Below are 26,261 nucleotides of genomic sequence, written 5' to 3' on the forward strand. Positions count from 1 at the left end.
CCGCCGAGGTCGCGCCGGTGGCCGAGGAGGCCCCGGTCGAGGAGCCTGCCGCGCCCGCCCGTACGCGTCGCCGTGCCACCCGTAAGGCCACCTCCCCGGAGCCGGTCGCCGAGACCGCCGGAGAGAGCCTGCCGTCGGAGACCGTCGCGCAGATCACCGCCGAAGAGGCCGAGCCCGAGGTCGTCGCCGCCGAGAAGGCCGCCACCCGGGGCCGTACCCGCCGTCGCGCGTCCTCGCCGCAGTTCACCGCCGAGCCGGTCTCTGCCCCCAAGGCGGAGGAGGAGCCCCGCGGCCGCCGCGCCACGCGCCCCGCCGTCGCCGTCTTCCAGGCCCCGGTCTTCACCGAGCCCATGTTCCAGACCCCGGAGACCGCGGCCGCCGCCGCTGCCGCCGAGGCCGTGGAGCCGGAGGAGGACGAGGAGGAGACGGTCGAGGTCGAGGAGACCACTGCCGTCGTCGAGACGGCCGAGCGCCCCGAGCCCGCCGGCCGGCGCCGTCGCCGCCGCCGTGGCGAGCCCGCCGAGCCCGTCGCCGTCGAGCCGGTCCCCGCCACCGTCGCCGACGAGCCCGAGGTCGAGGCCGAGGAGCCCGAGGCCGAGGCCGAGGAGTCCGACGAGTACGAAGACCGTCCGTCCCGTCGTCGCCGCCGTGGCGGCCGTCGTCGTCGTCGTGGTGAGCTCGCCGAGGCTGAGGACACCGAGGAGAGCGAAGAGGCGGAGGAGGCCCGCGCCGAGGACGAGGAGTCCGAGGAGGAGGACGAGGAGTCCGACGAGTACGAGGGCGGCACCTCCACGGGCGGCAGCAGCAGCTCCCGTCGCCGTCGCCGCCGTCGCCGCCGCAGCGGTGACGCCTCCGGCGAGACCGAGGCGGGCGAGGAGGACGGCGTCCGTACGGTCGTCAAGGTCCGCGAGCCCCGCCCGGCCCGTGAGAAGGCCGAGCCGTCCGACGAGGTCCAGTCCATCAAGGGCTCGACCCGCCTGGAGGCGAAGAAGCAGCGTCGCCGCGAGGGCCGCGAGCAGGGCCGCCGCCGCGTCCCGATCATCACCGAGGCCGAGTTCCTGGCCCGCCGCGAGGCCGTCGAGCGTGTCATGGTCGTCCGCCAGAACGGCGACCGCACCCAGATCGGCGTCATGGAAGACAACGTGCTCGTCGAGCACTACGTCAACAAGGAGCAGGCCACCTCGTACGTCGGCAACGTCTACCTGGGCAAGGTCCAGAACGTCCTGCCGTCCATGGAGGCCGCCTTCGTCGACATCGGCAAGGGCCGCAACGCCGTCCTGTACGCCGGTGAGGTCAACTTCGAGTCGCTCGGCATGGCCAACGGGCCGCGCCGCATCGAGGCCGCCCTCAAGTCCGGCCAGTCGGTCCTCGTCCAGGTGACGAAGGACCCGATCGGCCACAAGGGCGCCCGCCTGACCAGCCAGGTCTCCCTGCCGGGCCGTTACCTCGTGTACGTCCCCGAGGGCTCGATGACCGGCATCAGCCGCAAGCTCCCGGACACCGAGCGCGCCCGGCTGAAGACCATCCTCAAGAAGATCGTCCCCGAGGACGCGGGCGTCATCGTGCGCACCGCCGCCGAGGGCGCGAGCGAGGACGAGCTGCGCCGTGACGTCGAGCGTCTGCAGGCCCAGTGGGAGGACATCCAGAAGAAGGCGAAGAACGGCAACGCTCCGACCCTTCTCTACGGTGAGCCGGACATGACCGTCCGTGTCGTCCGCGACATCTTCAACGAGGACTTCTCGAAGGTCATCGTCAGCGGCGACGACGCGTGGGAGACCATCCACGGCTACGTGAACCACGTCGCCCCGGACCTGACCGACCGCCTGTCCAAGTGGACGAGCGAGGTCGACGTCTTCGCGACGTACCGGATCGACGAGCAGCTGATGAAGGCGCTGGACCGCAAGGTCTGGCTGCCGAGCGGTGGCTCGCTGGTGATCGACAAGACCGAGGCGATGATCGTCGTCGACGTCAACACCGGCAAGTTCACCGGTCAGGGCGGCAACCTCGAAGAGACCGTGACGAGGAACAACCTCGAAGCGGCCGAGGAGATCGTGCGCCAGCTGCGCCTGCGCGACCTGGGCGGCATCGTCGTCATCGACTTCATCGACATGGTCCTGGAGTCCAACCGCGACCTGGTGCTGCGCCGCCTCCTGGAGTGCCTGGGCCGTGACCGGACCAAGCACCAGGTGGCCGAGGTCACCTCGCTGGGCCTGGTCCAGATGACCCGCAAGCGGGTCGGCCAGGGTCTGCTGGAGTCCTTCTCCGAGACCTGCGTCCACTGCAACGGGCGTGGCGTGATCGTGCACATGGAGCAGCCGACCGCCCCGGGCGGCGGTGGCGGCGGCAAGCGCTCGAAGAAGCGTGGCCGTGGCGGTGCCGAGCACCACGAGCACGAGCACGTCGAGGCCGTGGAGACGGACTCCGAGGCCGAGACGGTCGAGACCGAGGCCGAGGTGGCCGCGGAGATCGCCGCCCCGGTGGCCGTGGAGGAGCCCTTCCGCGCCGACGAGGAGCTGTACAGCAGCGCCGCCGAGGCCGAGGCCGCCGCCACGCGTGGTCGTGGCCGCCGTCGGGCGACCCGCAAGGTGTCCGCGCCGGCCGGTCCTCCGGTCGCCGCTGCCCCGGTCGTGGTCGAGGAGCCGCAGCCCGTCGCCGAGACGGTCGTCGAGGCCCCCGTCGCCGAGGCCGCCCCGGTCGTCGAGGAGGCTGCCCCGGCTCCCCGTGCCCGCCGCCGCGCCACCCGCAAGGCGACGGCCCCGGCCGGTTCCCCGGCCGCTGCGGAGCCGGTCGTCGAGACCGTCGTCGAGCCGGTCGCCGCCCCGGAGCCGGTCGTCGAGGCCGAGCCGGAGGTCGCGCCCGTCGTCGAGGAGGCCCCCGTGGCCGCCCCGCCGAGGGCCCGCCGCCGGGTCGTCCGCAAGGTGACCGCCCCCGCCGGCTCGCCCTCGGGCGCCGAGGAGGCCGCCGTCCTCGTGGTCGAGACCCCGACCGCCGCCCCGGCACCGGTCGAGGCGCCCGCCGCCGAGGCCGAGGCTCCCGCCCCGGCCAAGAAGACGGCCGCCCGCAAGACGGCCAAGAAGGCCACCGCGAAGAAGGCCGCCACCAAGAAGACGGCGGCGACCAAGAAGACCGCGGCGAAGAAGACGACTGCGAAGAAGGCGGCCACCAAGAAGACGGCCGCCCCCGCGCAGGACTGACACGGCCGGTGCGGGCCGTCCCATGGCGGACGGCCCGCACCGCCCCAGAGGTCGAAGTCACCGAATTTGACCCCTTGAGGCACCGGCCCGTAACCTTGACCGTCGGCGTGTCGTATGGCGCGCCACCCCCCTGAGCACCCTCCTCCCGGTCTGTCGGGAGAGGCCGCTCGTCCACTTCCGGATCATCACGGGCCTCGGCGCGTGTGAGCGGCTGGCATCAGGGGACCGTTCCCGAGTGAGAGAGAGATCCGCGTGTACGCCATCGTGCGCAGCGGTGGTCGCCAGCACAAGGTTGCTGTCGGCGACATCGTTGAGGTTGACAAGATTTCCACTGCCAAGGTTGGCGACACCGTAGAGCTCTCTACGCTGCTCGTTGTCGACGGCGACGCCGTGACCAGCGACCCGTGGGTGCTGGCCGGTATCAAGGTCACGGCCGAGGTCGTGGACCACCACAAGGGCGCGAAGATCGACATCCTTCGCTACAAGAACAAGACCGGTTACCGCCGTCGCCAGGGCCACCGCCAGCAGTACACGGCGATCAAGGTCACCGGCATCCCCGCGGCTGCGAAGTAAGGGACTGAGGAGAGATGGCACACAAGAAGGGCGCATCGTCCACCCGGAACGGTCGCGATTCCAATGCTCAGCGGCTCGGCGTGAAGCGCTTCGGCGGTCAGGTCGTCAGCGCCGGTGAGATCCTGATCCGCCAGCGCGGCACCCACTTCCACCCCGGCGCGGGCGTCGGCCGTGGCGGCGACGACACGCTGTTCGCCCTGCAGGCCGGTTCGGTGCAGTTCGGCACCCACCGTGGCCGCAAGGTCGTGAACATCGTTCCGGTCGCCTGATCGGTTCTTTTGCGGAGGCGGACCTCACTTCCCGGCAGGGAAGCGGGTCCGCCTTTCGCGTGTTACTAGATAGACATTCCACCTCGTAGTACCCCTTGTAATTGGAGGCACAACCATGACCACCTTCGTGGACCGCGTCGAGCTGCATGTCGCCGCGGGTAACGGAGGCCACGGCTGCGCCTCCGTACACCGGGAGAAGTTCAAGCCGCTCGGCGGCCCCGACGGCGGCAACGGCGGCCGTGGCGGCGATGTGATCCTGGTCGTCGACCAGGCGATCACCACGCTCCTCGAGTACCACCACTCGCCCCACCGCAAGGCGACCAACGGTCAGCCCGGCGCCGGCGACAACCGCTCCGGCAAGGACGGTCAGGACCTCGTCCTGACCGTGCCCGACGGCACCGTCGTCCTCGACAAGCAGGGCAACGTCCTCGCCGACCTGGTCGGCCAGGGCACCACCTTCGTCGCGGGCCAGGGCGGCCGCGGCGGCCTCGGCAACGCCGCGCTGTCCTCCGCCCGCCGCAAGGCCCCCGGCTTCGCGCTGCTCGGCGAGCCCGGCGAGGCGCGCGACATCGTCCTGGAGCTGAAGACCGTCGCGGACGTGGCGCTGGTCGGCTACCCGAGCGCCGGCAAGTCCTCGCTCATCTCCGTCCTGTCGGCCGCCAAGCCGAAGATCGCGGACTACCCCTTCACCACCCTGGTCCCGAACCTGGGCGTCGTCACCGCCGGCTCGACCGTCTACACGATCGCCGACGTGCCGGGTCTGATCCCGGGCGCCAGTCAGGGCCGCGGCCTGGGCCTGGAGTTCCTGCGCCATGTGGAGCGCTGCTCCGTCCTCGTACACGTCCTGGACACGGCGACGCTGGAGTCCGACCGCGACCCCGTCACCGACCTCGACATCATCGAGGAAGAGCTGAAGCAGTACGGCGGTCTCGAGGACCGCCCGCGCATCGTCGTCCTCAACAAGATCGACATCCCGGACGGCCAGGACCTGGCGGACATGATCCGCCCGGACCTGGAGGAGCGGGGCTACCAGGTCTACGAGGCCTCGGCCGTGGCCCGTACGGGTCTGAAGGAGCTCTCCTTCGCGCTGGCCGACATCGTCGCCAAGGCGCGCGCGGCCAAGCCGAAGGAGGAGTCGACGCGGATCGTCCTCCGTCCGAAGGCGGTCGACGACGCCGGCTTCACCGTCACGTACGACGAGGCCGAGGACGTGTACCGGGTGCGCGGCGAGAAGCCGGAGCGCTGGGTCCGCCAGACCGACTTCAACAACGACGAGGCCGTCGGCTACCTCGCCGACCGTCTCAACCGCCTGGGCGTCGAGGACGCGCTGATGAAGGCGGGCGCCCGCGCGGGCGACGGTGTCGCGATCGGCTCCGAGGACAACGCGGTCGTCTTCGACTGGGAGCCGACGATGATGGCCGGCGCCGAGATGCTCGGCCGTCGTGGCGAGGACCACCGCCTCGAGGCCCCGCGCCCCGCCGCGCAGCGCCGCCGCGACCGCGACGCGGAGCGGGACGACGCGCAGCGCGAGTTCGACGAGTTCAACCCGTTCTAGGACGGGCCCAGGGCCCCGGGAGCGGCCGGTCGGCGACGTCGGCCGCTCCCGTAGGATCCTCGGTGTGAGCAGCACCCCCCCACCCACGGTAGAAGGCACCCTCGGTGTCGTGGTCATCGCCTACAACGACGAGACGCTGGTCGGCGACGCCATCCGGTCCGCACTCGACCAGGGCCCCGTGGTCGCGGAGGTCGTCGCCGTCAACGACGCGTCGAGCGACGGCACCGCGAAGGTCCTGGACGAGCTGGCGGCGCTCCACCCTCGGGTGCGTGTCGTCCACCGTACGGAGAACAGCGGCGGCTGCGGCTCCCCCCGCAACGACGGCATCCAGGCGGCCACCGCGCCGTACGTGATGTTCCTCGACAGCGACGACATCCTGCCCGAGGGCGCGGCCGAGGCCCTGGTGACGGCGGCCGAGCGGCACCGGACCCCCGTCGCGGTCGGTGTCTGCGTACGGCGCGAACTGCCCGGCGGCCGGGAGGTGCGCTGGCAGCCCGGGCTCTACCGGGAGCCCGCCCTTCTGGATACCGCGGCGGACCTCGTCCCCCTGGTGCACGACACGCTCTGCGTCAACAAGGTCTACGCCCGGTCCTTCCTCCTCGACCACGGCATCCGGTTCCCCGACGGCCGTTTCATCTACGAGGACTTCCTCTTCACCGCCCGCGTCCTGGCCGCCGCGCCGCGTGTGGCGGTGATCCCCGACACGGTGTACGTGTGGCACGTCCGCCGCGCCGCCGCGCAGCTGTCGATCTCCCTGGACCGGGAGGGCGTCGGCAACTGGCAGGCCCGTATCGCCGCCCATCGCAAGGCCGTGGAGACCTTCACGGAGGCCGGCCGCACCGAACTCGCCGCCGCCTGCCGCACCAAGTTCATCGAACACGATCTGCGCCTGTACGCCCGTGAGTTGAGACTGCGCGACGAGACCTACCAGGCCGACTGGTGGGTGGCGACGCGCGACCACCTCGGGGCGTTCGAGGAGACCGAGATCGCCGCGGCCGTCGCGCCCGCCCGCTGGGCTGCCCGGTTCGTCCTGGCCTCCAAGGAGCCGCGGGACCTGCTCCGGCTGTCCCGGCTCGCCGCAGAGCCGGCCCGTCTGCTCCCGCCGTATGTGCGGAGCGAGGACGTCGCCGTCTGGTCCCTGGACCTTCCCGACGTGGAGCTGGACGGCGTGGAGACGCTGCCCCTCGACGAGCTCCCGGTCGTCGTCGACGCGGTCCTGCAGACGGGCGGGGGCGGCGAGCTGCGGCTCACGGTCCGCGATCTGTACGGCAGGCTGCGCGCGGCCGGACCCCGTACCGTCCAGGTCGCGTTCCTGCCCCGGGGCTCGGAGGAGCCCGCCCGCACCGCCGAGGGCGAGCTCGCCGAGGGCGAGGGCGGTTGGACCGCCCGGGTTCCTGCCGGGCTCACCGCTCTGGCCGGGGCGGGCCGCCGCCGCGGGAACCGGGGCACCCAGCTGTGGGACATCCGGATCACGGTGACATGCGCGGACGGCGACTCCTTCTCGACGGCGCTCCGGCTGCCGGACGGCCGCGAGCGGCGCTCGGTCGTGCCGAGCAGCCGGTACGGTGTATTGCTGGTGCAGCAGTACACGACGGCAAACGGCTCGCTCGCGGTGCGGCTCGCACCGGGCGCCCGTGACGGGCTCCGGGCGGTCAGGGCCAGGCTCCGTCGGTTCTCCCGCAGTTCTTAGCGAAAGGGATATGGGGCGATATGACTTTTCTGATCACCGGAGGCGCCGGCTACATCGGCTCGCACGTGGTCCGCGCCATGACGCAGGCGGGGGAGCGGGTCGTCGTCCTCGACGATCTGTCCACCGGGTACGCGGAGCGGCTCCCGGAGGGCGTGCCCCTGGTGGTCGGCTCGACCCTGGACCGTGAGGTACTGGACCGGACCATCGCCGAGCACGGTGTCACGGGCGTGGTCCACCTGGCGGCGAAGAAGCAGGTCGGCGAGTCCGTCGAGCAGCCGCTGCACTACTACCGCGAGAACGTCCAGGGCCTGACCGTGCTCCTGGAGGCCGTGGCCGCCGCGGGCGTGCGCAACTTCCTCTTCTCCTCCTCGGCCGCCGTCTACGGCATGCCGGACGTGGACCTCGTCACCGAGGACACGCCGTGCCTTCCCATGAGCCCCTACGGCGAGACGAAGCTCGCCGGCGAGTGGGTGGTCCGCGCCGCCGGCAAGGCCCACGGCATCTCCACGGCCTGCCTGCGCTACTTCAACGTGGCCGGCGCCGCCACCCCCGAGCTGGCCGACACCGGTGTCTTCAACCTGGTCCCGATGGTCTTCGAGCGGCTCGACGCCGACGAGGCCCCGCGGATCTTCGGTGACGACTACGACACCGCCGACGGCACCTGCGTCCGCGACTACATCCACGTCGAGGACCTCGCCGACGCCCACCTCGTCGCCGCACGCAAGCTCGCGGAGTGGGCGGCCGCCGGCGAGCCGCGCGATCTGACCGTCAACATCGGCCGCGGCGAGGGCGTCTCCGTCCGCGAGATGATCGACCTGATCAACGAGATCACCGGCCACTCGGTCGCCCCCGCCGTCACCCCGCGCCGCCCCGGCGACCCGGCGAGGGTCGTCGCCGCCGCGGACCGTATCGCGACGGAGCTGGGCTGGAAGGCCCGCCACGACGTCCGCGACATGATCAGCTCCGCGTGGGCCGGCTGGGTCGCCCGTCGAGGCGTGTCCGCCTGACCGCTTCCGCCCGAGCACACGAAAAGGGAGGACCGCCCGTGAGGGCGGTCCTCCCTTTCGCTTCTGCGAGCGTCCGTTTCCGCGCTAGCGGTCCAGCAGCGTGAAGAGGTTCTCCCAGCGGGCCACGATCTCGTCCGTCGAGTAGCGCTGGATGTCGACCCGGGCCGCCTCGCCCATGCGGTCGCGCAGCTCCTGGTCCGAGATCAGCCTGTCGAGCTTGCGGGCGAACTCGGCGGTGTTGCCGGGAGGCACGACCAGGCCGTTCTCGCCGTCCGTGATGATCTCGCGGACGCCGGGGGCGACATCGAAGGCGACACACGGCACGGCCGTGGCCATGGCCTCCATGAGGGCCAGCGGGAAGCCCTCGCCCCGCGACGACAGAGCGAAGAGCGAGCTGTCCTTCAGCGCGCCGGGGACGTCACTGGTACGCCCCATCCACTCGACCGAGGACGTCAGTCCCAGCTGCTCGCTCTGCTTCTTGAGTGCCGCCTCCTCCTCGCCGGAGCCGTAGAGACGCAGGGTCCAGTCGGGGTGCTTGGGCGCCACGTCGGACCAGGCTTCGAGGAGCAGGTCGACGCCCTTCTCCTCGTGCAGCCGACCGATGCTGACGACGACCTTGGCCGAGCGCGGCGACGGCTCGTCGGGGAAGAACGGAAGCGGGTTCGGCATGGCCCCGACATGGTCGAAGCGCTGCCGGATCCAGAGGTCCGCGTCCTCGCGGGTCAGCGCGAGCATCCGGTCGACGTCCTTGTAGTACTGCTTGACCCGCTGGAAGCGGGACGAGTTGCGGCACGTCTCGAAGGACTCGTGGCTCATGCCGACCACACGCAGCCCCGCGGTGTCCGCGAGGGCGACCCACTCCATGGCCCAGACCTGCGTCACGATGACGACGGCTCCCGGCCGGGCGGAGCGGAAGAGCGCGGTGAGCTTGGCCGCCTGCCGGCGCATACCGGCCGCACGCGAGGCCCTGCGCCGGCGCTCGACGAGGTCGAGCTTGCCCTTGATGCCGCGCAGCGGCTTCAGGGACGGCGGGTGGACGTCGTACAGCGTCGTGGTCCGGTAGGGCAGGTCGTCGCCGAGGTCGGCGCGCCGTCCTTCCGGGGCGGGAACGATGCCGACCACGTGCACCGCGTGACCCTGCTCACTGAAGAGCCGGGCCATCTGGTGCGACCAGCTGGTGATTCCGCCGAGCTCGTCGACGCTGTTGGAGACGAGGATGATGTCGCGCGACCCGGTGGTCTGCTGCTCGGTCATCGTCGTGGTCATCACTTCGGTCATCAACGGCTCCACCGGGAGAAGAACTGCTGGACGATGGAGCGCGCGGCGTTGCCCTGGTCGAACTCGCCGAACTCGGCGACGAAACGCTTGCGGGCGTCGCAGTACTCGCGGCCCTCCGATTCGAGGTTCCGCACGGCGGCGTACAGCTCGTCCTCCGTCCGGAAGACCGGGCCGGGTGCGTGCTCCAGCAGGTCGAAGTACGTGCCCCGGTCCTCGTGGACGTAGGCCTCGTAGTCGTACGTGAAGAACAGCATCGGCCGGTCGAGCAGCGCGTAGTCGAACATCACGGAGGAGTAGTCCGTGATCAGCGCGTCGGCGAGCTCCATCAGCGGCATCACGTCGTGCTCCGAAGAGACGTCGATGATCTTGCCCGCCACGTTGGGCGGGAGCACCACGTGGTTGAAGTAGTGCGCGCGCACCAGCAGGACGAAGCGGTCGCCGAACTCCTCGGCGAAGCGCTCCACGTCGAAGGGCAGGGCGAACTGGCTCTCCTTGCCCGACGTGCGGAACGTCGGCGCGTAGAGCAGCACGGTCTTGTCCGCCGGGATCCCGAGGCGCTCGGCGAGCGGTCCGCGCACGCGCGAGCCCGCCGCCTCCTCACGCTGCCTGGCCTCCACCAGCACGTCGTTGCGCGGGTAGCCGGACCGCAGCAGCGTCCGGTCCTTCAGCCGGAAGGCCTTGGCCAGCGTCCGTACGTCGTGCTCCGAACGCACCAGGAAGTGGTCGAAGCGGTCGAGGTGCTTCTGCTGGGCCTCCTGCTGCTGCCGCGTCTTCGCCTTGAGGTTGGGCTGGTCGAAGCCCATCCTCTTGAGCGCGGAGCCGTGCCAGGTCTGGATGTACGTCGTCTCGGGACGCTTGGCCAGACGCAGCGGATAGCTCTGGTTGTCCACCCAGAACTCGGCGCGCGCCAGGGCCTTCAGATACGGCAGTGACCAACGGCGCACCAGAGTGGCGTCCTTGGGGAAGTCCTTCGGGCTCCCCGCGTACGACCAGACGGCCTGGAAGTCCAGACCCTGCCTGCGCATCTCCTCGTAGATCGCACGCGGGCTGTCGCTGTACTGCTTGCCCAGCTGGCTCTCGAAGACGACCGTCCGCTTCTTGACGGGCAGCCGGCTGTAGACGTCGTGGTAGAGCCGCAGCTTGGTCTCGCCGGAGGTGAGCGTCTTGCGCAGCTCCTTGGCGCGGCGGTACCCGGACTTCACGAGCTGCCCGGGCTTGCCCTGCAGCCCCTTCTGGAGCAGCTCCTCGATCCGGTCGCCGTCGTCCTTGCCGGAGACGAGACGGAAGGCGAGGTGGCCCTTGGCGGTGGGGTGAGGCTCTATGCGGTCGCCCACCAGACGCGTCAGCCGAGGCTTGACGGGGAGCGCACCGCTGCCCAGCTCGTTCTGGTCGACGGTGAGGCGGGTCTGGGTGCGTACGCCGTTCGCCTTGAGGTTGAGGCGGACGTCCCACACCGAGTCGATGATGCCGAGGGGCCGCAGCTTGGAGCTGATGTCGGCGTCGGTCTCCCAGTGGATCGTCTCGCCGTCGTGGCGCAGCGACCTGACGGGGAAGCGGAACGTCTGCAGGCTGCGGCGGCGCGCCTGGAACTCCAGCTCGGCCGTGAGGGTGTCCTCCGCCGTGACCAGCCCCAGCGGGTTGGTGATCCGGCCGGCGAGCTTGGCGGTGCCGTCCGACTCCGCGTACGTGGTGAGCTCGTTGCGCAGGAACAGCTTGTTGAGCGGCTTCTGGTGGTAGCCGAGGTCCGTGACGTCGAGCACCTCGCGGCCGAACGCGTCGTCCAGGTGCTCGTCGCACCAGTAGATGCGGCCGTCGCGCTGCGTGAGCGGAGAGGAGAGCTTGTCGCGGTGGGTCAGGCTGTCGACGGCGGGCAGCAGGTTGTCCCAGTCGCCCTTCTCCAGGAGGTAGGCGCAGATCGCCTGGATCTTGGCGGCCTTGCCGTACGCCTCACGGTCCAGCCCCTGGAGGTAGGAGAGGGAGAGCTCGGCGAACTCGCGGCGGTACTCCTCGTCCCGGAAGGGAAGATCACGCAGATGGAGGACAAGGTCGTGCTTGAGGAACTTGACGTCCTTGGCCGCCCGCATCTCCTCCATACCGTGCTGGTCGAGGAGCGCGTCGATACGGCGGTGGATCTCCAGCCGGTGCTGGTAGTTCCGCATCTCGTGCCGGCTGTTGGTGACCGACTTGACCTTGGCCTGCTCGTAGACGTGCCAGAAGTAGACCTGGTTGGGGATGAGGGTGATCTTCTTCGCCGCGAGATACGCCTCGGCGATGAACATCAGGTCCTCGTAGAACATCCCCTTGGGAAAGCGGAGAGCGTTGTCGACGAGGAAGTCGCGGCGGTAGCACTTGTTCGTGGAGAGCGTGTCCCAGACGAACAGGTCGGGCAGCTCGGCGACCGAGTCCAGCGTGCGGGTCGTCGAGTAGAGCCACGGGTACCACTCGTTGCGCTTCTCGTTGCGGCTGTCCTTGGTGAGGCGCACGCAGAGGCCCGACACCAGGTCGGCCTGGGTCTCCTCGGCGGCCGAGACCATGTTGCGGCAGGCGTTGAGCTCCAGGACGTCGTCACTGTCGAGGAACATGACGTACCGGCCCCGCGCGTGGCCGATGCCGACGTTACGGGGCTCGCCGCCCGCGCCGCTGTTCTCGGGCAGCTGGTAGGCCCGGATCTGCTCCGGGTTCGCGGCTGCCAGTTCCTGGGCGACTTCGAAGGTGCGGTCCTTGCTGCAGTCGTCGACGATCACGACTTCGACGCTCTGCAGTGTCTGGTCCAACACCGATCGCACGGCCGTGGGAAGACGCTCTGCGTCGTTGTAGGCGATGACGATCACTGAGACGTCAGGCACTGGCACCTCGATCCACTTGTCTTGCACAGGCTGCCTCAACGGTACCTCGCGTTCACTTTCCGACGGTCCGATGGTCTGGGAGGCGTCCGGGCGGGAAGCCCGGGCCTGGGCGATCGGGAACACACTCTCCTCGATCGGATTCGTCGATTTTAAGGGCAACCCGTTCGGCTCCGTCCCCGTCTAGCAGATGCGTGCAGATAAGGCCTTAGCCTCATTCTGTAGTCATTTACGGACAGAGGGTGACGGAAAGAGCATATGGGAATCAAGTGGGACATCCGGGGTGCGGGGGGCGCCCAGGAGCAAGGAACCCATGGAAGGCCCCCATGCTGATTCCCCCGCCTCCGAAAGTCGCTCGACGTCAGGAGACCGACCCCTCCTCGCCGGCGACGCCGGCAGCCCCGGAACCCCGGCGGAACCGAAGATCCCAGCTCGTCGCGTCGTGGTTCGCCGCCCTGGTGTCCATGGGCGCGTACTGCCTGGCCATGGCCCTGCAGGGCACCTACCCCTTCGGTGGCCGCTCGCGCGCGGTGAACGACCTCGGGAATCAGTTCGTGCCGTTCCACGCCCGCCTTCGTGACCTGATGCACGGGGACACCAGCGGGGATCTCTTCTTCAACTGGGCGAGCGGGTTCGGCACACCGTTTCTTGCGGACTTCTTCACCTATTTGATGAACCCGTTCTCGTGGCTGGTCGGGGTCTTCCCTCGGGACAGCGTCGAGTTCCCCGTGTTTCTGGTCACCCTCTTCAGCGTCGGGCTGGCCGCCGGGTTGATGACCGTCTTCCTGGGACGCCTCCACCCGGGCAGCCCCTGGCTGCGTGCGCTGCTCTCCGTCGGCTTCGGGCTGAGCGCCTGGATGATCTCGGACGGCTTCTCCGACCCCATGTGGATGTGGGGCCTGGTCGCCTTCCCCCTCCTGGGCATCGCCTACGACTGGTGCCTGGGCCGCCGCCGCTGGGTGCTCGGCGCCCTGGTCGTGACCGTCTGCTGGGCCGGCAACTTCTACACCGCCGCCATGGCCACCATCGGCATGGCGCTGGTGCTGCTGGTCCGGGTGCTGCTGGACCAGCGGTCCACCGCGGACCGCGTCCGCGTCCTCGCGCGGGGCGCCTCCATGACCGTCACCGGAGTGCTGCTGGCCGCCCCCGTGCTCACGGTGAGCCTCAAGGCGAGCAAGCTGTCCCAGCCCGCCCCCGGGGTCGCCTACAAGGGGTGGCCGACCGTCGCCGACTACACGGCGCACCTGTTCCCCGGCGGGCTGGCGGCCGGAGCGCCCCGTGTCTCCGTAGGGATGCTCGCGCTGCTCCTGGTCGCCACCTACCCGTTCATCGGCCGGGTGCCGCTCAAGGAGCGGTTCGTGTGGCTGGGCCTGACCGTGGCCGTGGCCACCTCGCTGGTCTGGCAGCCCACGATCCTGCTCTGGCACGGACTGGCCATGCCCAACGGCAACCCCTACCGCGCCTCGATCGCCCTCACCGCCGTTTTCGTGTGCGTCGCCTGGCTGGCCCTCGCCCGCCGGCCCCGCCCCAAGGAGCTGCTCCGCGGCGCCGCCGTGGTCCTGATCCTGGCCGCCTGCGCGAGCACCGCGAAGTACATGACCAGCGGACCCTGGATCCTCGCCGTCGCCGGCGGACTCGTCTTCCTCGCCCTGCTCATCGCGCTGCACCGATACCGGGCGGACCGCCGGGTACGCGCGTGGCTGACCGCCGCCCTGGCCGGGGCCGTCTTCCTCTCCTCGACGTACACCGTCCTGTCGACGACCCGGATCCGCGACGCCGACAACTGGTGGAAGCCCAAGCGCACCTACGACGCCGCCACGCGCGCCGCGTACGACCAGCTGAAGGCCGCCGACGCGTGGCCCTCGAGCCGGACCGAGCCGGGCCCGAACGGGTTCGCCGCCAACGACCCCATGCTGCTGGCCGGCCAGGGCGGCCGCTACTACAGCAGCTATCTGCCGGCGATCACCGCCGAAACCCTGCAAGGGCTCGGCGCCGGCTGGTTCATCCGGGGCCGCCACACGAACAGCTTCAACGACCCGGTCGGCCGCGCGATCATGGGCGTGAGCAGCTACCTCGAACGGACGCCCGGGCCGAACGGATTCGTCCAGCGGACCGCCGACGCGCCGCCCGTCGTCACCGTGCGTCCGCCCGGTACTCCTCTGGACGGGGCCACCCGCGACGCCACCGTCTTCGCCCGTCAGGAGCGGGTGCTGGGTGCCAAGGTCTACGAGGTGCCCGCGTTCGTCCGGGCCGGCGCCATAGCGTCGGGCGGCCCGGACACCGGGTTCGTTCCCGGCCGCGGCTGGCCGCTCAAGGCCGACCGTCCGCGCGGCGCCGGCTCGACGTTCACCGCGACCTGCACCCCGGGCACGGAGGCCTACCTGCACGTGCCATGGCTGGCCGGACGGGTCCAGGCGTTCGGGAGGACCGTCAAGACCGGCGGCAAGTACCCGATGACCAGCGTCCAGCTGTTCCCCCTCGGGGCCGTGCCGGCCGACGGCAGGGTCACCGTCACGATCCACTCGAGCCGGGGACAGTTCATCCCGAGGAACCCCCTCGGCTGCCTCGACCGGGCCGCCCTCGACCGGGCCGTTCGGCATCTGCGCGCCACCGGGCCCGAGCGCGTCGAGGCCTCCGGGCACGGCATCAGTGCCACGTTCACGCCCGGGACCAGGGGCGCCGCGATCGTCTCCGTGCCGGCCACCACCGGCTGGCTCTGTTCAGTCGACGGCGGCCAGGCCCGCGCGCCCCGGACGCTCGGCGGACTGATGGCCGTGGATCTGGGAGACGGCGCCTCGCGGCTGTCGTGTTCCTTCCACACCCCCGGGCTGCGGCTCGGACTCGCTGCGAGCGGAGCCGCCGCCGCGCTGCTGCTCGCCGTCGCCGTGGGGCACGCCCTGCGGACCCGTACCTCTCGCTCACCGTCCAGGAGCCGACGCTCATGACCAAGATCTCCGTGGTTGTGCCCTGCTTCAACGAAGAAGCGGTGATCGACCGGTTCGACACCCGGATCCGTGAGGTCCTCGCCGACCTGCGCGTCGAGTACGAGCTCTGCTACGTCGACGACGGCAGCAGCGACGGCACGGCCCTCCGGCTGCGCGCCATCGCCGCCGAGTTCACCAAGGAGACCCGATACGTCTCCTTCAGCCGGAACTTCGGCAAGGAGGCCGCGATGCTCGCCGGGCTGCGCGAGGCCTCCGGCGACGCCGTCGTGATCATGGACGCGGATCTCCAGCACCCGCCGGAGCTCATCGCGCGGATGCTCGATCTGTACGAGCGCGGCCACGACCAGATCATCGCCCGCCGCACCCGCGAGGGCGACAAGAAGGTCCGCAGCGCGCTCAGCAGGCTCTACTACCGCGCGGTCAACAAGTGGGTCGACGTGGAACTCGCCGACGGCGTGGGAGACTTCCGTATGCTCTCGCGCCCGGCCGTCGACGCGCTGCTGTCGCTGCCCGAGTACAACCGCTTCTCCAAGGGCCTCTTCTCCTGGATCGGCTTCGACACCGCCACCTTCGACTACCAGAACGCCGCACGCGAGGCGGGCGAGACGAAGTGGAAGCTCGGCTCCCTGCTCAACTACGGCATGGACGGGCTGATCTCCTTCAACAACAGGCCGCTGCGCATCGCGATCTGGCTCGGCCTCACGCTCGTCGGGGTGGCCGCGCTGTACGCGGTCTGGATCACCGTGACCGCCCTCACCCAGGGCGTCAGCGCCCCCGGATATGTGACTCTCGTGGCGATCATCGTGGGCCTCGGGGGCGTCCAGATGGTCATGCTGGGCCTCATCGGCGAGTACATCGGCCGTATCTACTACGAGACCAAGCGCCGGCCGCACTTCCTCGTGAGGGAGACCCACCGCTCCTTCACAGGCGGTGACCGCGACCGTCGCGCGGCAGGCCGCGATCGCGTCCGCCTCGTCTCGACCGACCGGGAGATGTGATGCGTGGTCAGCTCGGCCAGATCGTCCGATTCGGCCTGGTGGGCGGGATAAACACCGGCACGTTCTACGGCTGCTATCTGCTGCTGCACCCGTGGATGCCGTACTTCGCCGCCTACTCCATCGCCTTCGTGCTCAGCATGATCGGCTCGTTCTTCCTGAACACCTACTTCACCTACCGCACCCGGCCCACCTGGAAGAAGTTCGCGCTCTTCCCGCTCACCAACGTCACCAACTACCTGGTGCAGAGCGTCGGCCTCTACGCCCTGGTGACCTGGGCCGGGATGGACGACCGGATCGCGCCGCTCGTCGCGGCGGTCGTGGCCATCCCGTTCACCTATCTGCTGTCGCGGAAGATCCTCGTGACGGGCGGGAAGCAGGGGAAGAAGGACGGGGAGGCCGGTGCGGATGGCGGAGTGACCGCCGATGCGGGTGGCGGTACGGCTGCCGGTGCGGAGGGCGGTACGGCTGCCGGTGCGGACGTCGGTGCGGACGCTCGGGGGACCGGTCCGGCCGACGGGACCGGGGCCGCGTCGAAGCCCGTCAGGACGCGCTGACCGGAGACGTACACCGGCGCGCCTCCCGGCACCGCCCGCTCGTTCCATCCACCGGAATGGACGGGCGGCGGCCGCCCTGCCTCGCGTAGATTGCCTGGCAGTCGCGGCGGGGAGAGCGCGGCGCGTGACATCCGAGTGAGGCGACGCAGGTGACGGCGGTACAGGTGACAGTGGCAAGGCAGTACGTGACGGAAGCCCGCAGGATCGTCGTCAAGGTCGGCTCGTCCTCACTGACCACCGCCTCCGGGGGCCTCGACGCCGACCGGGTCGACGCCCTCGTCGACGTTCTCGCCAAGGTCCGCAGCGGCGGGGAGAAGGAGATCGTCCTGGTCTCCTCCGGGGCCATCGCCGCCGGACTCGCCCCGCTCGGCCTCACCCGACGCCCCAAGGACCTCGCCCGCCAGCAGGCCGCCGCCAGCGTCGGCCAGGGCCTCCTGGTCGCCCGCTACACCGCCTCCTTCGCGCGGTACGGCGTACGCGTCGGGCAGGTTCTCCTCACCACCGACGACACCAGCCGCCGCGCGCACTACCGCAACGCCTACCGGACCCTCGACCAGCTCCTCGCCATGGGCGCGCTGCCGGTCGTCAACGAGAACGACACGGTCGCCACGGACGAGATCCGCTTCGGCGACAACGACCGGCTCGCCGCCCTCGTCGCCCATCTCGTCCGCGCCGACCTGCTGGTGCTGCTCTCGGACGTCGACGGACTCTACGACGGGGACCCGTCCAAGCCGGGCACCTCGCGGATCGCGGAGGTTGCGGGCCCCGAGGACATCGCCCATGTCGAGATCGGCTCCGCGGGCAAGGCCGGGGTCGGCACCGGCGGCATGGTCACCAAGGTCGAGGCCGCCCGGATCGCCGCCGCCGCGGGGACCCCCGTGGTCCTCACCTCCGCCAGCCGCGCCGCCGACGCCCTGGCCGGTCGCGACACCGGCACGTACTTCCACCGCACCGGCCGCCGCTCCGCCGACCGACTGCTCTGGCTCGCCCACGCCTCGACCCCGCAGGGCTCGCTGACGCTCGACGAAGGGGCCGTACGGGCCGTCGTCGAGGGCAAGAAGTCGCTGCTCGCGGCCGGGATCGCCGCGGTCGAGGGGGAGTTCGTGGCCGGTGACCCGGTCGAACTCCGTGACACGCAGGGCCGGGCCGTCGCCCGCGGCCTCGTCAACTTCGACGCCAAGGAGATCCCCCGGATGCTCGGCCGCTCCACGCCCGAGCTCGCCAAGGCGCTGGGCCCGGAGTACGAGCGGGAGGTCGTCCACCGGGACGACCTGGTGGTCGTCCGGGGCTGATCCGGGCCGTCCGGCTCGTCACTGAACCCCGTCCGATCGTCGGACTTCGGCGGGGTGGCGGTGGGGTGGCGTAAGGGGCGTGTGCCGGGGTGGGGTCCGGGGTGTGGGGAAACGGCTGAAAGTCCGGCCATCCGGTAGAGACCTTTACCAAAACCGCCCCACGTGCCCGCTCGGGCTGGTCAACTTTGTCTCGGGGGCAAGACAAGGCGGGGTACAGCACCACACGCATCAAACAGGAGGCCGCCGGTGAGACGAGCGCGCCCAGGGGCACCGCCCCGCGGGACTGCCGAACGCGCCCTGACCAGTGTCGAGGCCGGAGCCGACTTCGACGAGGGGCAGGACACCGAGACAGCTGAGGCACGCGTCGAGGAGCGGGCGGTGGTCGCCTCGAAGCTCTGGCACATCACCCTCAGCGTCTCGGGGGCCGAGGCCCCACTGAAGGAGGTCAGGCGCGCCCTGGAGCAACTGGCCCACGACCATCCCTTCCTGCTGACCAGTCGCTACGCCAATGATCACGCGGAGATCCGCTACTGGGAAGAGGCCCGTGACCTGCACGATGCCGCGGCGGTCGCGCTGCGGCTGTGGGGCGAGCACCGGCAGACCGCCAAGCTGCCGCCCTGGGAGATCGTCGGCCTGGAGGTCATCGACCGCGAGACCTACCACCAGCGCATCGCCGAGGGCTACGGCCCGCCGCCGGCCGCCCCGGTGGGGGTCCACCCGTACTGACGGGCCGAAACGGGCAGAGCCGACGGGCTGACGGCTGACCTGACGGGCTCACGGGCTGAGCCGACGGGCTGACGGCTGACCTGACGGGCTCACGGGCCGGGACGGGCTGACGGGCGCCTCGCCCCCGGAGGCGTCTCGCCCCCCGGGAGGCGTCTCGCAGTGCGGGATACGTACGGGATACGTGCGGGATGTCCGCAGGGGTGCCAGTACCCTGCGGACATGACCTCGCTCACGCCCCTCGACAACCTGTCCCCGGTCACCCGGGCCGCCTACCAGGCCCGCGGGGCCGCCGCCGAAATCGCGCCACTTCCGCGCGCGGCGAAGGACGACGCCCTGCTCGCCATCGCGGACGCCCTTGAGGTTCGTGCCGCCGAGATCGTCGAGGCCAACGCCGAGGACGTCGCCCGCGCCCGCGAGGCCGGCACCAGCGAGTCGATCATCGACCGGCTCACCCTCACCCCGGAGCGGGTACGGGCCATCGCCGCCGACGTCCGTGACGTGGCCGCACTGCCCGACCCGGTGGGCGAGGTCGTCCGTGGCTCGACCCTCCCGAACGGCATCGACCTCCGCCAGGTCCGCGTCCCGCTCGGCGTCGTCGGCATCATCTACGAGGCCCGGCCGAACGTGACCGTGGACGCGGCCGCCCTCTGCCTCAAGTCCGGCAACGCCGTCCTGCTGCGCGGCTCGTCCTCCGCGTACGCCTCCAACACCGCCCTGGTGAAGGTCCTGCGCGACGCCATCGGCGGCGCCGGCCTGCCCGCCGACGCCATCCAGCTCGTCCCCGGCGAGTCCCGCGAGTCGGTACGCGAGCTGATGCGCGCCCGCGGCCTGGTCGACGTCCTCATCCCGCGCGGCGGCGCCTCCCTCATCCGCACGGTCGTCGAGGAGTCGACCGTCCCGGTCATCGAGACCGGCACGGGCAACTGCCACGTCTACGTCGACGCCCAGGCCGACCTCGACATGGCCGTCGACATCCTGATCAACTCCAAGGCGCAGCGGCCCAGCGTCTGCAACGCCGCCGAGACCCTCCTTGTCCACAAGGACATCGCCGAGGCCTTCCTGCCCCGCGCGCTCGTGGCCCTCGCCGACGCCGGCGTCACCGTCCACGCCGACGAGCGGATCCTCGCCCACGCCGAGGGCTCCAAGGCAACCGTCGTCCCCGCGACCCCGGAGGACTGGGAGACCGAGTACCTCTCCTACGACATCGCCGCCGCCGTCGTCGACTCGCTCGACAAGGCCGTCGAGCACATCCGGCTCTGGTCCTCCGGCCACACCGAGGCGATCGTCACCACCTCGCAGGCCGCCGCCCGCCGCTTCACCCAGCTGGTCGACTCCACGACGGTCGCCGTCAACGCGTCCACCCGTTTCACCGACGGCGGCCAGTTCGGCTTCGGCGCCGAGATCGGCATCTCGACGCAGAAACTGCATGCCCGCGGGCCCATGGGCCTGCCCGAGCTGACCTCCACGAAGTACATCGTCACCGGCGACGGTCACACGCGGTAACTCCCGATTTCCCTCGTTCGGCCCCGCTCCCGCGGGGCCGCGGGGGAGCCGGACGGGCAGGGATAGTTCGCACTCTCCCTGCCCAAAACCACCTCCCCGGTCTACTCTGAATTCGTGCCGGACGACGTGGGGGGCGGGCCGTTCCAGGACGGCAGGGACCCTGAGGACTCTGACGACCGCGGGGGCGCGGACGAAGACTTCGCCACCGTGGTGTTCGACGAGGACTTCGTACGGGCAGCCGAGGTCCATGAGCCGACCGCCGTGGAGCGACTGCTGGCGGCCGCACAGGCTCGCGCGGAGGCCGAGGCCGCCCGCGCCAGGGCCGGTGGGGGAGCCGGCGACGACGAGCTCTACGAGGACGGCTACGACCCCTCGGATCCCTTCAGCAGCCGCTACGCAGACGCCTACGACCCGTACGACCCCGACGACGACTCCGGGCCGTACGGACGCCACGGCGGCGCCCTGCGCCCTTACCGGGGCAGCGCCCGCTGGCACCGGCCGGTCGCCTGGGTGCTGGCCCTCGTGATGGGCGTCGGCATGGTCGCCCTCGCCTTCACCGCGGTCTACCGCGGCGCCTCCGCCAACCGCCAGGACCAGGTCCCGGCCCCCGCCACCACCGGCATCGACAAGCCACGCGCCGTCCCTCCCGCGGTCACCGCACCCTCGGCCTCCGCCGAGTACTCCGCACCCCCCGTCTCCGCCGTTCCCCGCACTCCCTGAGGCCTCCGGGCCCGAGGCGAGCGCCACGCGTCGGAAATCTTCCGAACTTGTCGTGTACCTGGGCGTTTACCAGGGCTTCCGCAGACCTACCCTGAAGGTATGGCAGGGCGTGGCGACCCGCCTGAGGGGCCGGCACCCGACCCCGGCGGTGGTGAGGACGAGTACCGATCCGTCGTCTTCGACGAGTCGTTCGTCCGCGCTGCCCGGCTTCAGGAGTTCTCCGCCGAGGAGCGGATGGGGGAGCACTCCCAGGCCGTGCGCTCCCGCCCCCACTGGGAGGCCAGAAGCGGCTCCCGCCAGGCCGTGATGCTGGTCCTGCTGATCCTCCTCGCCTTCGGTACGGCCATCTATCTCGGCGTCCGCAACCCCTACCAGCCCCCGCTGGACCAGCGCGCCGAACCGCTGCGGATCACCCTGGTCCCGCTGGCCCCCCAGGGCCCCGTGGCCGGCGGTCAGCCCGCCCAGCTGTTCGCCCACAGCCCCGTGGCCGAGTACCGCACCGGAGCCGCCGGCATCAACCTCCCGGTCGCCGGACGAACCACCCACTTCGCGGAGAGCCAGGTGGTGGCCGCCCTGACGATCGCCAAGGACTACCTCGTGGCCTCTTCCCTGGATCCCGATGTGCTGGCCGGCGTGACCGCCCGTCCCCCGCGGTTGCTGCTCGACCCGGACCAGCTGGCGCAGTTCGACCGGAGCGTCGAGTCCTCGCTCGACGACGGCCGCCACGCGGTGTCCGGCTGGCTGGTGCGGTTCGACCCGGCCAAGGTCGTCCTGGCCGACCCCGCCATCCGGGTCCAGGGCACCCTCCGCTTCGCGGAGACGGGCACCGACATGCTGGAGGTCACCGCCGACCACACGTTCACCTACGCCCTGCGTCCCGCGACCTCGGGCGCCGGCCCGGTGGGCCAGGCATCGCTCTTCACCGTCCACCGCGAGATGCATTTCCGCTTCGACCGTGAGGACCTGCGGATGCACCGCGCCGAGCTGGTGACCAGCACCGTCCAGGCAGGCCCGCAGGCCTGCGGCGCCGACACCAGCGGCTCCCTCCGCCCCCTCCTGGCGGGCGAGCGGACCTCGGCCTCCGGCGACCCGGCGGTCACCGACCCGTATGCCACGGGCCGGCCCGCCGTCTCCTCGCTCTGCGGAACCCTGGACCCGAGCGCTCAGCCCTCGCTCTGAGCGCTGCCGGTCTCAGCCGCTCCGCCGGCGTCGCCCCGCGAGGCCCCGCCGCCGAACCGGTCCCGCAGCTTTCCGCTCAGGTCGCCCGCGAGATCGCCCGCGCCACCGGCTATGTCGCCGACGAGCTTCATCAGCGGATCCTTGCTGGTGCGCACCGATTCGGCGTAATGCCCGGCGGATTCCCGGAAGGAGTCGGTAACCGAGGTGTCCTTGTCCTCCGATCGCCGCGGGTAGTGCCCGTCCATGATCCGCTGGTAGTCGCGGGTCTCGGACCACTTCTTCAGCTCGGCCGCCCGGACGGTGGTGAACGGGTGCGTGCGCGGCAGCACATTGAGGATCTTCAGGACGGAGTCCCGCAGGTCGCCGCCCTTCTCGTACTCGTCGGCCTGCGCGAGGAACGCGTCCACGTTCATCTCGTGCAGATGGTTGCCGCCGGCGATCTTCATCAGACCGCGCATCGAGGCCTGGACGTCCTGGCCGACGAGGAGTCCCGCCCGGTCCGCCGAGAGCTCGGACTTGCGGAACCACTCCCGCAGCGCCGTCACGATCGCCATGATCGCGACGTTGCCCAGCGGGATCCAGGCGATCTTCACCGCCAGGCTGGTGAGGAACAGCAGGATCGTGCGGTACACGGAGTGACCCGAGAGGGCGTGGCCCACCTCGTGGCCGACGACCGCCCGCATCTCCTCCTCGTCGAGCAGTTCCACGAGGCCGGTGGTGACCACGATGATCGGCTCGTCCAGGCCGATGCACATCGCGTTCGGCTTCGGGTCCTGGGTGACGTACATCGGCGGGACCTTCTCCAGGTCCAGGATGTAACACGCGTCCCTCAGCATGTCGTTGAGGTGCGTGAACTGCGCGTCGCTCACCCGCACGGAGTCGGAGAGGAACAGCAGTCGAAGACTGCGCTCGGGCAACAGCCCGCTGAGCGCCTTGAAGACCGTGTCGAAACCGGTGAGCTTGCGCAGCGCGACGAGCGCGGAGCGGTCGGCCGGATGTTCGTAGGCCCGTGAGGAAATGCCGGGGAAGCGCTTGCGCTGCCTGCTCGGCACGTTCCCGTTGCCGTTGTCGGTCTTCTCGGTCATGGATGCCCCCTGTTCGTACGAGACCTTGCTCGTCCCCCTGACGAATCCCAGACTAGGTGCTGGGGCCCACCGGGCGCCGGAGCCTGTGGATAACTCGGGCACAGCGGACAACCGCGGAGTACGACCGCCCTGACAACGACTGAGTCGGCGTGAGCGTGCCCGGACCGCCCGCATACGATGTGCGCGAAGTCTCCGCTCCCATCCCCGATCGATAGGTCCTGCTGACGATGAGCCTCCACAGCACCGCCGCCAACCTGGTCTCGCTCGCCGAGGGTGCCGCCGAGCACGGTGGCAACCACGACAGCCTCAACCCGTACCTCACCGGTTTCGGCGCGCTCGGTGCGCTGCTTCTGCTGCTGTGGATCACCACCCGCTTCAACCGCGACCGCTGAGCCGGCGACCGCGGATCGGACGTTCGAAGCGGTGCCAGTAGGCTCTGCACGCATGGGAGAGCAGGAAGTGCCTACTGGCGGCCGCGCCAAGCGCAGACTCGGCGTGATGGGCGGAACGTTCGACCCGATCCACCACGGACACCTGGTGGCCGCCAGTGAGGTGGCCGCCCTGTTCCACCTCGACGAGGTGGTGTTCGTGCCGACCGGGCAGCCGTGGCAGAAGAGCCACAAGGCCGTGTCGGCGGCCGAGGACCGCTATCTGATGACGGTCATCGCCACCGCGTCCAACCCGCAGTTCTCGGTCAGCCGCATCGACATCGACCGCGGCGGGGCGACGTACACCATCGACACCCTGCGGGACCTGCGCTCCCTCAACAGCGACTCGGACCTCTTCTTCATCACCGGGGCCGACGCGCTGTCGCAGATCCTCACGTGGCGCGACGCGGAGGAGCTTTTCTCGCTCGCCCACTTCATCGGCGTCACCCGACCGGGCCATGACCTCACGGACGACGGACTGCCCAAGGGCGGGGTCTCGCTCGTGGAGGTTCCCGCGCTGGCGATCTCCTCCACCGATTGCCGGGCTAGGGTCGCCCAGGGCGACCCCGTCTGGTACCTGGTGCCGGACGGCGTGGTGCGCTACATCGACAAGCGCCAGTTGTACCGCGGCGAGTGAGCCTCGGAGAGGGGCACCGGTGAACGAACAGAACCCGTACGACCCGTACTACCCGCAGCCGCAGATCATCGGCTACGACGAGTACGGGCAGCCGGTGTACCAGCAGGTCCCACCGCAGGCACAGCAGCACTACGACCCGTACGCGCAGCAGCAGCATGTCCAGCAGCCCACGCAGCAGCAGCCCGTGCAGCAGCAGGGCTACGGCTACGACCCCTACGGGCAGCCCGTCCAGCCGCAACATCCCCAGCAGCAGCAGCAGCCGCAGCCTCAGTACGACTCGTACGGGCACCAGCGCGGATACGACCCGTACGCCTCGTACGACACCGGGCAGCAGTGGGCCGTGCAGGGCCAAGCGACCCAGGCCTCTGCTCCCGCACCCGCCCCAGCGGCCCCGCCGCGCGCCCCGGTGGCCGCTCCCGCGGGCGTGCCCGGACAGCGCCCCGCGCCGGACGACAGCGGGGAGGACCGGGCCTACCGAACCGAGCAGTTCTCGTTCATCGAGGAGCCCGACGAGGACTCCGAAGACGTCATCGACTGGCTGAAGTTCACCGAGAGCCGCTCCGAGCGGCGCGAGGAGGCCAGGCGGCGCGGCCGTAACCGGGTCGTCGCACTGGTCGTGGCCCTGGTCGTCGCCGCTGTCGGCAGCGTCGGCTACCTCTGGAACGCGGGCCTCATCCCCGGCATGTCCGGCGAGGAGCAGAAGCAGAACACCGCGACCGGGCCCCAGAAGCGGGACACGATCGTCGTCCATCTCCACGACACCAAGGGCGGCGGCACCAGCACCGCCCTGCTCGTGGACAACACCACGACCAAGCAGGGCACCACCGTCCTGCTCCCCAACGCGCTCTCCGTCGCCAACGACGAGGGCTCCGCGACCACGCTCGCCAAGTCCGTCGAGGACGACGGCTCCGCCGGCACCCGCGAGGCCATCGGCAACCTCCTCGGTACGAAGATCACCGGCACCTGGCGGCTGGACACCCCGTACCTGGAGAACCTGGTCGAGCTGGTCAGCAACATCGACATCACCACCGACACCGAGGTACCGAGCGACAAGAAGGGCGAGGACCCGCTCGTCGCCAAGGGCGAGAACCAGACGCTCAACGGCCGGGCGGCCGTCGCCTACGCCACCTACCGAGGGCCCGGCGAGGCAGAGGCCAAGCAGCTCCAGCGCTTCGGCCAGGTCGTCTACGGGGTGCTGCGGAAGATGTCCGACGACCCCAAGGCCGCCACGATCACCGTCGAGACCCTCGCCCAGATCCTCGACCCGTCCCTGCCGGAGAAGGATCTCGGAGCCTCGCTCGCCAAGCTCGCCGAGCACGCCAAGGGCGGCGACTACAAGACGGCGGTGCTCCCGGTGGAGCAGGACGGCTCGCTGGGCCGGAGCGCGGCCGACAGTGTGGTCAAGGACATCCTCGGCGGCAAGGTCAGCGCCCCGGACCAGGGCAGCGCGGTCCGTGTCGCGATCCGGGACGCCACCGGCAAGGACGCGACCGAGGCCGCCAGGGTCGTCCTGATCAACGGAGGCTTCGCCTTCGTGGGCGGTGCCAAGGCGGAGACCCAGGAGAAGTCGCAGGTCCTCTACGGTGACGACGCCCAGAAGGCGACGGCGGGCGAGGTGGCCAAGACACTGGGGCTGCCGGAGGGCGCGGTCAAGAAGGGCGAGACCGCCGGGAACGGTGCTGTCACGGTGGTCCTGGGCGAGGATTACAAGATCCCTGGGAGCAAGAAGTGACCTGCTCGTAATGGTTTGCGGGGCGGTCGGCGGTACGTGAGACCCTTGATGTG

19 protein-coding genes and 1 pseudogene are annotated in these 26,261 nt (G+C 70.6%); 17 read left to right on the forward strand and 3 right to left on the reverse strand.

Going from position 1 to position 26,261, the window contains the following annotated elements; translation table 11 throughout:
• From ACZ561_RS07640 to galE, 6 genes are all read left to right on the forward strand, one after another.
• Nucleotides 1-3,194, forward strand: a 3,194-nt coding sequence (locus tag ACZ561_RS07640; RefSeq protein WP_470990803.1) for an Rne/Rng family ribonuclease, incomplete at its 5' end; no start/stop codon positions are given.
• Between the two features lie 252 nt (nt 3,195-3,446).
• Nucleotides 3,447-3,767 (forward strand): 50S ribosomal protein L21, encoded by a 321-nt coding sequence (rplU, locus tag ACZ561_RS07645; protein WP_015033583.1) that lies wholly within the window; start codon nt 3,447-3,449, stop codon nt 3,765-3,767.
• Nucleotides 3,768-3,781: 14 nt separating this feature from the next.
• On the forward strand, nt 3,782-4,036 hold the full coding sequence (gene rpmA / locus ACZ561_RS07650; protein ID WP_260226291.1) for a 50S ribosomal protein L27: 255 nt from the start codon (nt 3,782-3,784) through the stop codon (nt 4,034-4,036).
• 115 nt (nt 4,037-4,151) lie between these two features.
• Nucleotides 4,152-5,591 (forward strand): GTPase ObgE, encoded by a 1,440-nt coding sequence (gene obgE, locus ACZ561_RS07655; protein ID WP_470990805.1) that lies wholly within the window; start codon nt 4,152-4,154, stop codon nt 5,589-5,591.
• A gap of 64 nt (nt 5,592-5,655) precedes the next feature.
• Entirely contained in the window at nt 5,656-7,281 is a 1,626-nt protein-coding gene (locus tag ACZ561_RS07660) for a glycosyltransferase family 2 protein (protein ID WP_470990807.1), read from the forward strand.
• Between the two features lie 20 nt (nt 7,282-7,301).
• Nucleotides 7,302-8,288, forward strand: a complete 987-nt coding sequence (gene galE / locus ACZ561_RS07665) for a UDP-glucose 4-epimerase GalE (protein WP_376433646.1) — start codon at nt 7,302-7,304, stop codon at nt 8,286-8,288.
• Between the two features lie 84 nt (nt 8,289-8,372).
• On the opposite strand, the gene ACZ561_RS07670 is transcribed toward galE, so the two are convergent.
• Both ACZ561_RS07670 and ACZ561_RS07675 read right to left on the reverse strand, forming a co-directional pair.
• The gene (locus ACZ561_RS07670) at nt 8,373-9,566 is read right to left on the reverse strand and encodes a glycosyltransferase family 4 protein (RefSeq protein WP_470990810.1); all 1,194 of its coding nucleotides are present in this window, start codon (nt 9,564-9,566) and stop codon (nt 8,373-8,375) included.
• The gene (locus ACZ561_RS07675) at nt 9,566-12,412 is read right to left on the reverse strand and encodes a bifunctional glycosyltransferase/CDP-glycerol:glycerophosphate glycerophosphotransferase (protein WP_470990812.1); all 2,847 of its coding nucleotides are present in this window, start codon (nt 12,410-12,412) and stop codon (nt 9,566-9,568) included. The genes ACZ561_RS07670 and ACZ561_RS07675 overlap by 1 nt, the downstream gene beginning before the upstream one ends.
• A 461-nt stretch (nt 12,413-12,873) precedes the next feature.
• Between ACZ561_RS07675 and ACZ561_RS07680 the strand changes: the two genes are divergently transcribed.
• From ACZ561_RS07680 to ACZ561_RS07715, 8 genes and pseudogenes are all read left to right on the forward strand, one after another.
• Nucleotides 12,874-15,354 carry a YfhO family protein gene (locus tag ACZ561_RS07680; protein ID WP_470990814.1) on the forward strand — a complete coding sequence of 827 codons (2,481 nt, stop codon included), beginning with the start codon at nt 12,874-12,876 and terminating at the stop codon, nt 15,352-15,354.
• A complete protein-coding gene (locus ACZ561_RS07685; RefSeq protein WP_470990816.1) occupies nt 15,351-16,352 on the forward strand; it encodes a glycosyltransferase family 2 protein in 1,002 nt (333 codons plus the stop codon). The genes ACZ561_RS07680 and ACZ561_RS07685 overlap by 4 nt, the downstream gene beginning before the upstream one ends.
• Nucleotides 16,352-16,714, forward strand: a pseudogene (locus tag ACZ561_RS07690) (GtrA family protein); the annotation flags it as partial. The gene ACZ561_RS07685 and the pseudogene ACZ561_RS07690, both read left to right, overlap by 1 nt.
• 356 nt (nt 16,715-17,070) lie before the next feature.
• Complete coding sequence (gene proB / locus ACZ561_RS07695) at nt 17,071-18,198, forward strand: glutamate 5-kinase (protein WP_470990818.1); 1,128 nt, start codon at nt 17,071-17,073, stop codon at nt 18,196-18,198.
• Between the two features lie 246 nt (nt 18,199-18,444).
• A complete protein-coding gene (locus tag ACZ561_RS07700; protein ID WP_376433658.1) occupies nt 18,445-18,924 on the forward strand; it encodes a hypothetical protein in 480 nt (159 codons plus the stop codon).
• Between the two features lie 219 nt (nt 18,925-19,143).
• On the forward strand, nt 19,144-20,427 hold the full coding sequence (locus tag ACZ561_RS07705; protein WP_329120634.1) for a glutamate-5-semialdehyde dehydrogenase: 1,284 nt from the start codon (nt 19,144-19,146) through the stop codon (nt 20,425-20,427).
• A gap of 114 nt (nt 20,428-20,541) precedes the next feature.
• Nucleotides 20,542-21,147 (forward strand): SCO2584 family spore wall biosynthesis protein, encoded by a 606-nt coding sequence (locus ACZ561_RS07710; protein ID WP_470990821.1) that lies wholly within the window; start codon nt 20,542-20,544, stop codon nt 21,145-21,147.
• A 99-nt stretch (nt 21,148-21,246) separates the two neighbouring features.
• Nucleotides 21,247-22,326: an SCO2583 family membrane protein gene (locus ACZ561_RS07715; RefSeq protein WP_470990823.1), complete on the forward strand. Its 1,080-nt coding sequence runs from the start codon at nt 21,247-21,249 to the stop codon at nt 22,324-22,326.
• Here ACZ561_RS07715 and ACZ561_RS07720 read toward each other — a convergent pair.
• Nucleotides 22,311-23,411 carry a M48 family metallopeptidase gene (locus ACZ561_RS07720; protein WP_470990825.1) on the reverse strand — a complete coding sequence of 367 codons (1,101 nt, stop codon included), beginning with the start codon at nt 23,409-23,411 and terminating at the stop codon, nt 22,311-22,313. The two genes, ACZ561_RS07715 and ACZ561_RS07720, sit on opposite strands and share 16 nt — an antisense overlap.
• A gap of 227 nt (nt 23,412-23,638) precedes the next feature.
• Here ACZ561_RS07720 and ACZ561_RS07725 point away from each other — a divergent pair, with 227 nt between their 5' ends.
• From ACZ561_RS07725 to ACZ561_RS07735, 3 genes are read left to right on the forward strand one after another with little or no spacing between them, the layout of a single operon-like run.
• Nucleotides 23,639-23,803 carry a hypothetical protein gene (locus ACZ561_RS07725; protein ID WP_329120641.1) on the forward strand — a complete coding sequence of 55 codons (165 nt, stop codon included), beginning with the start codon at nt 23,639-23,641 and terminating at the stop codon, nt 23,801-23,803.
• A gap of 52 nt (nt 23,804-23,855) precedes the next feature.
• Complete coding sequence (nadD, locus tag ACZ561_RS07730) at nt 23,856-24,476, forward strand: nicotinate-nucleotide adenylyltransferase (protein WP_376433667.1); 621 nt, start codon at nt 23,856-23,858, stop codon at nt 24,474-24,476.
• Between the two features lie 19 nt (nt 24,477-24,495).
• Nucleotides 24,496-26,208 carry an LCP family protein gene (locus ACZ561_RS07735; RefSeq protein ID WP_470990827.1) on the forward strand — a complete coding sequence of 571 codons (1,713 nt, stop codon included), beginning with the start codon at nt 24,496-24,498 and terminating at the stop codon, nt 26,206-26,208.
• Nucleotides 26,209-26,261: the final 53 nt, after the last annotated feature.

The sequence above is a fragment of the Streptomyces sp. NPDC039609 genome (genome assembly GCF_055596705.1).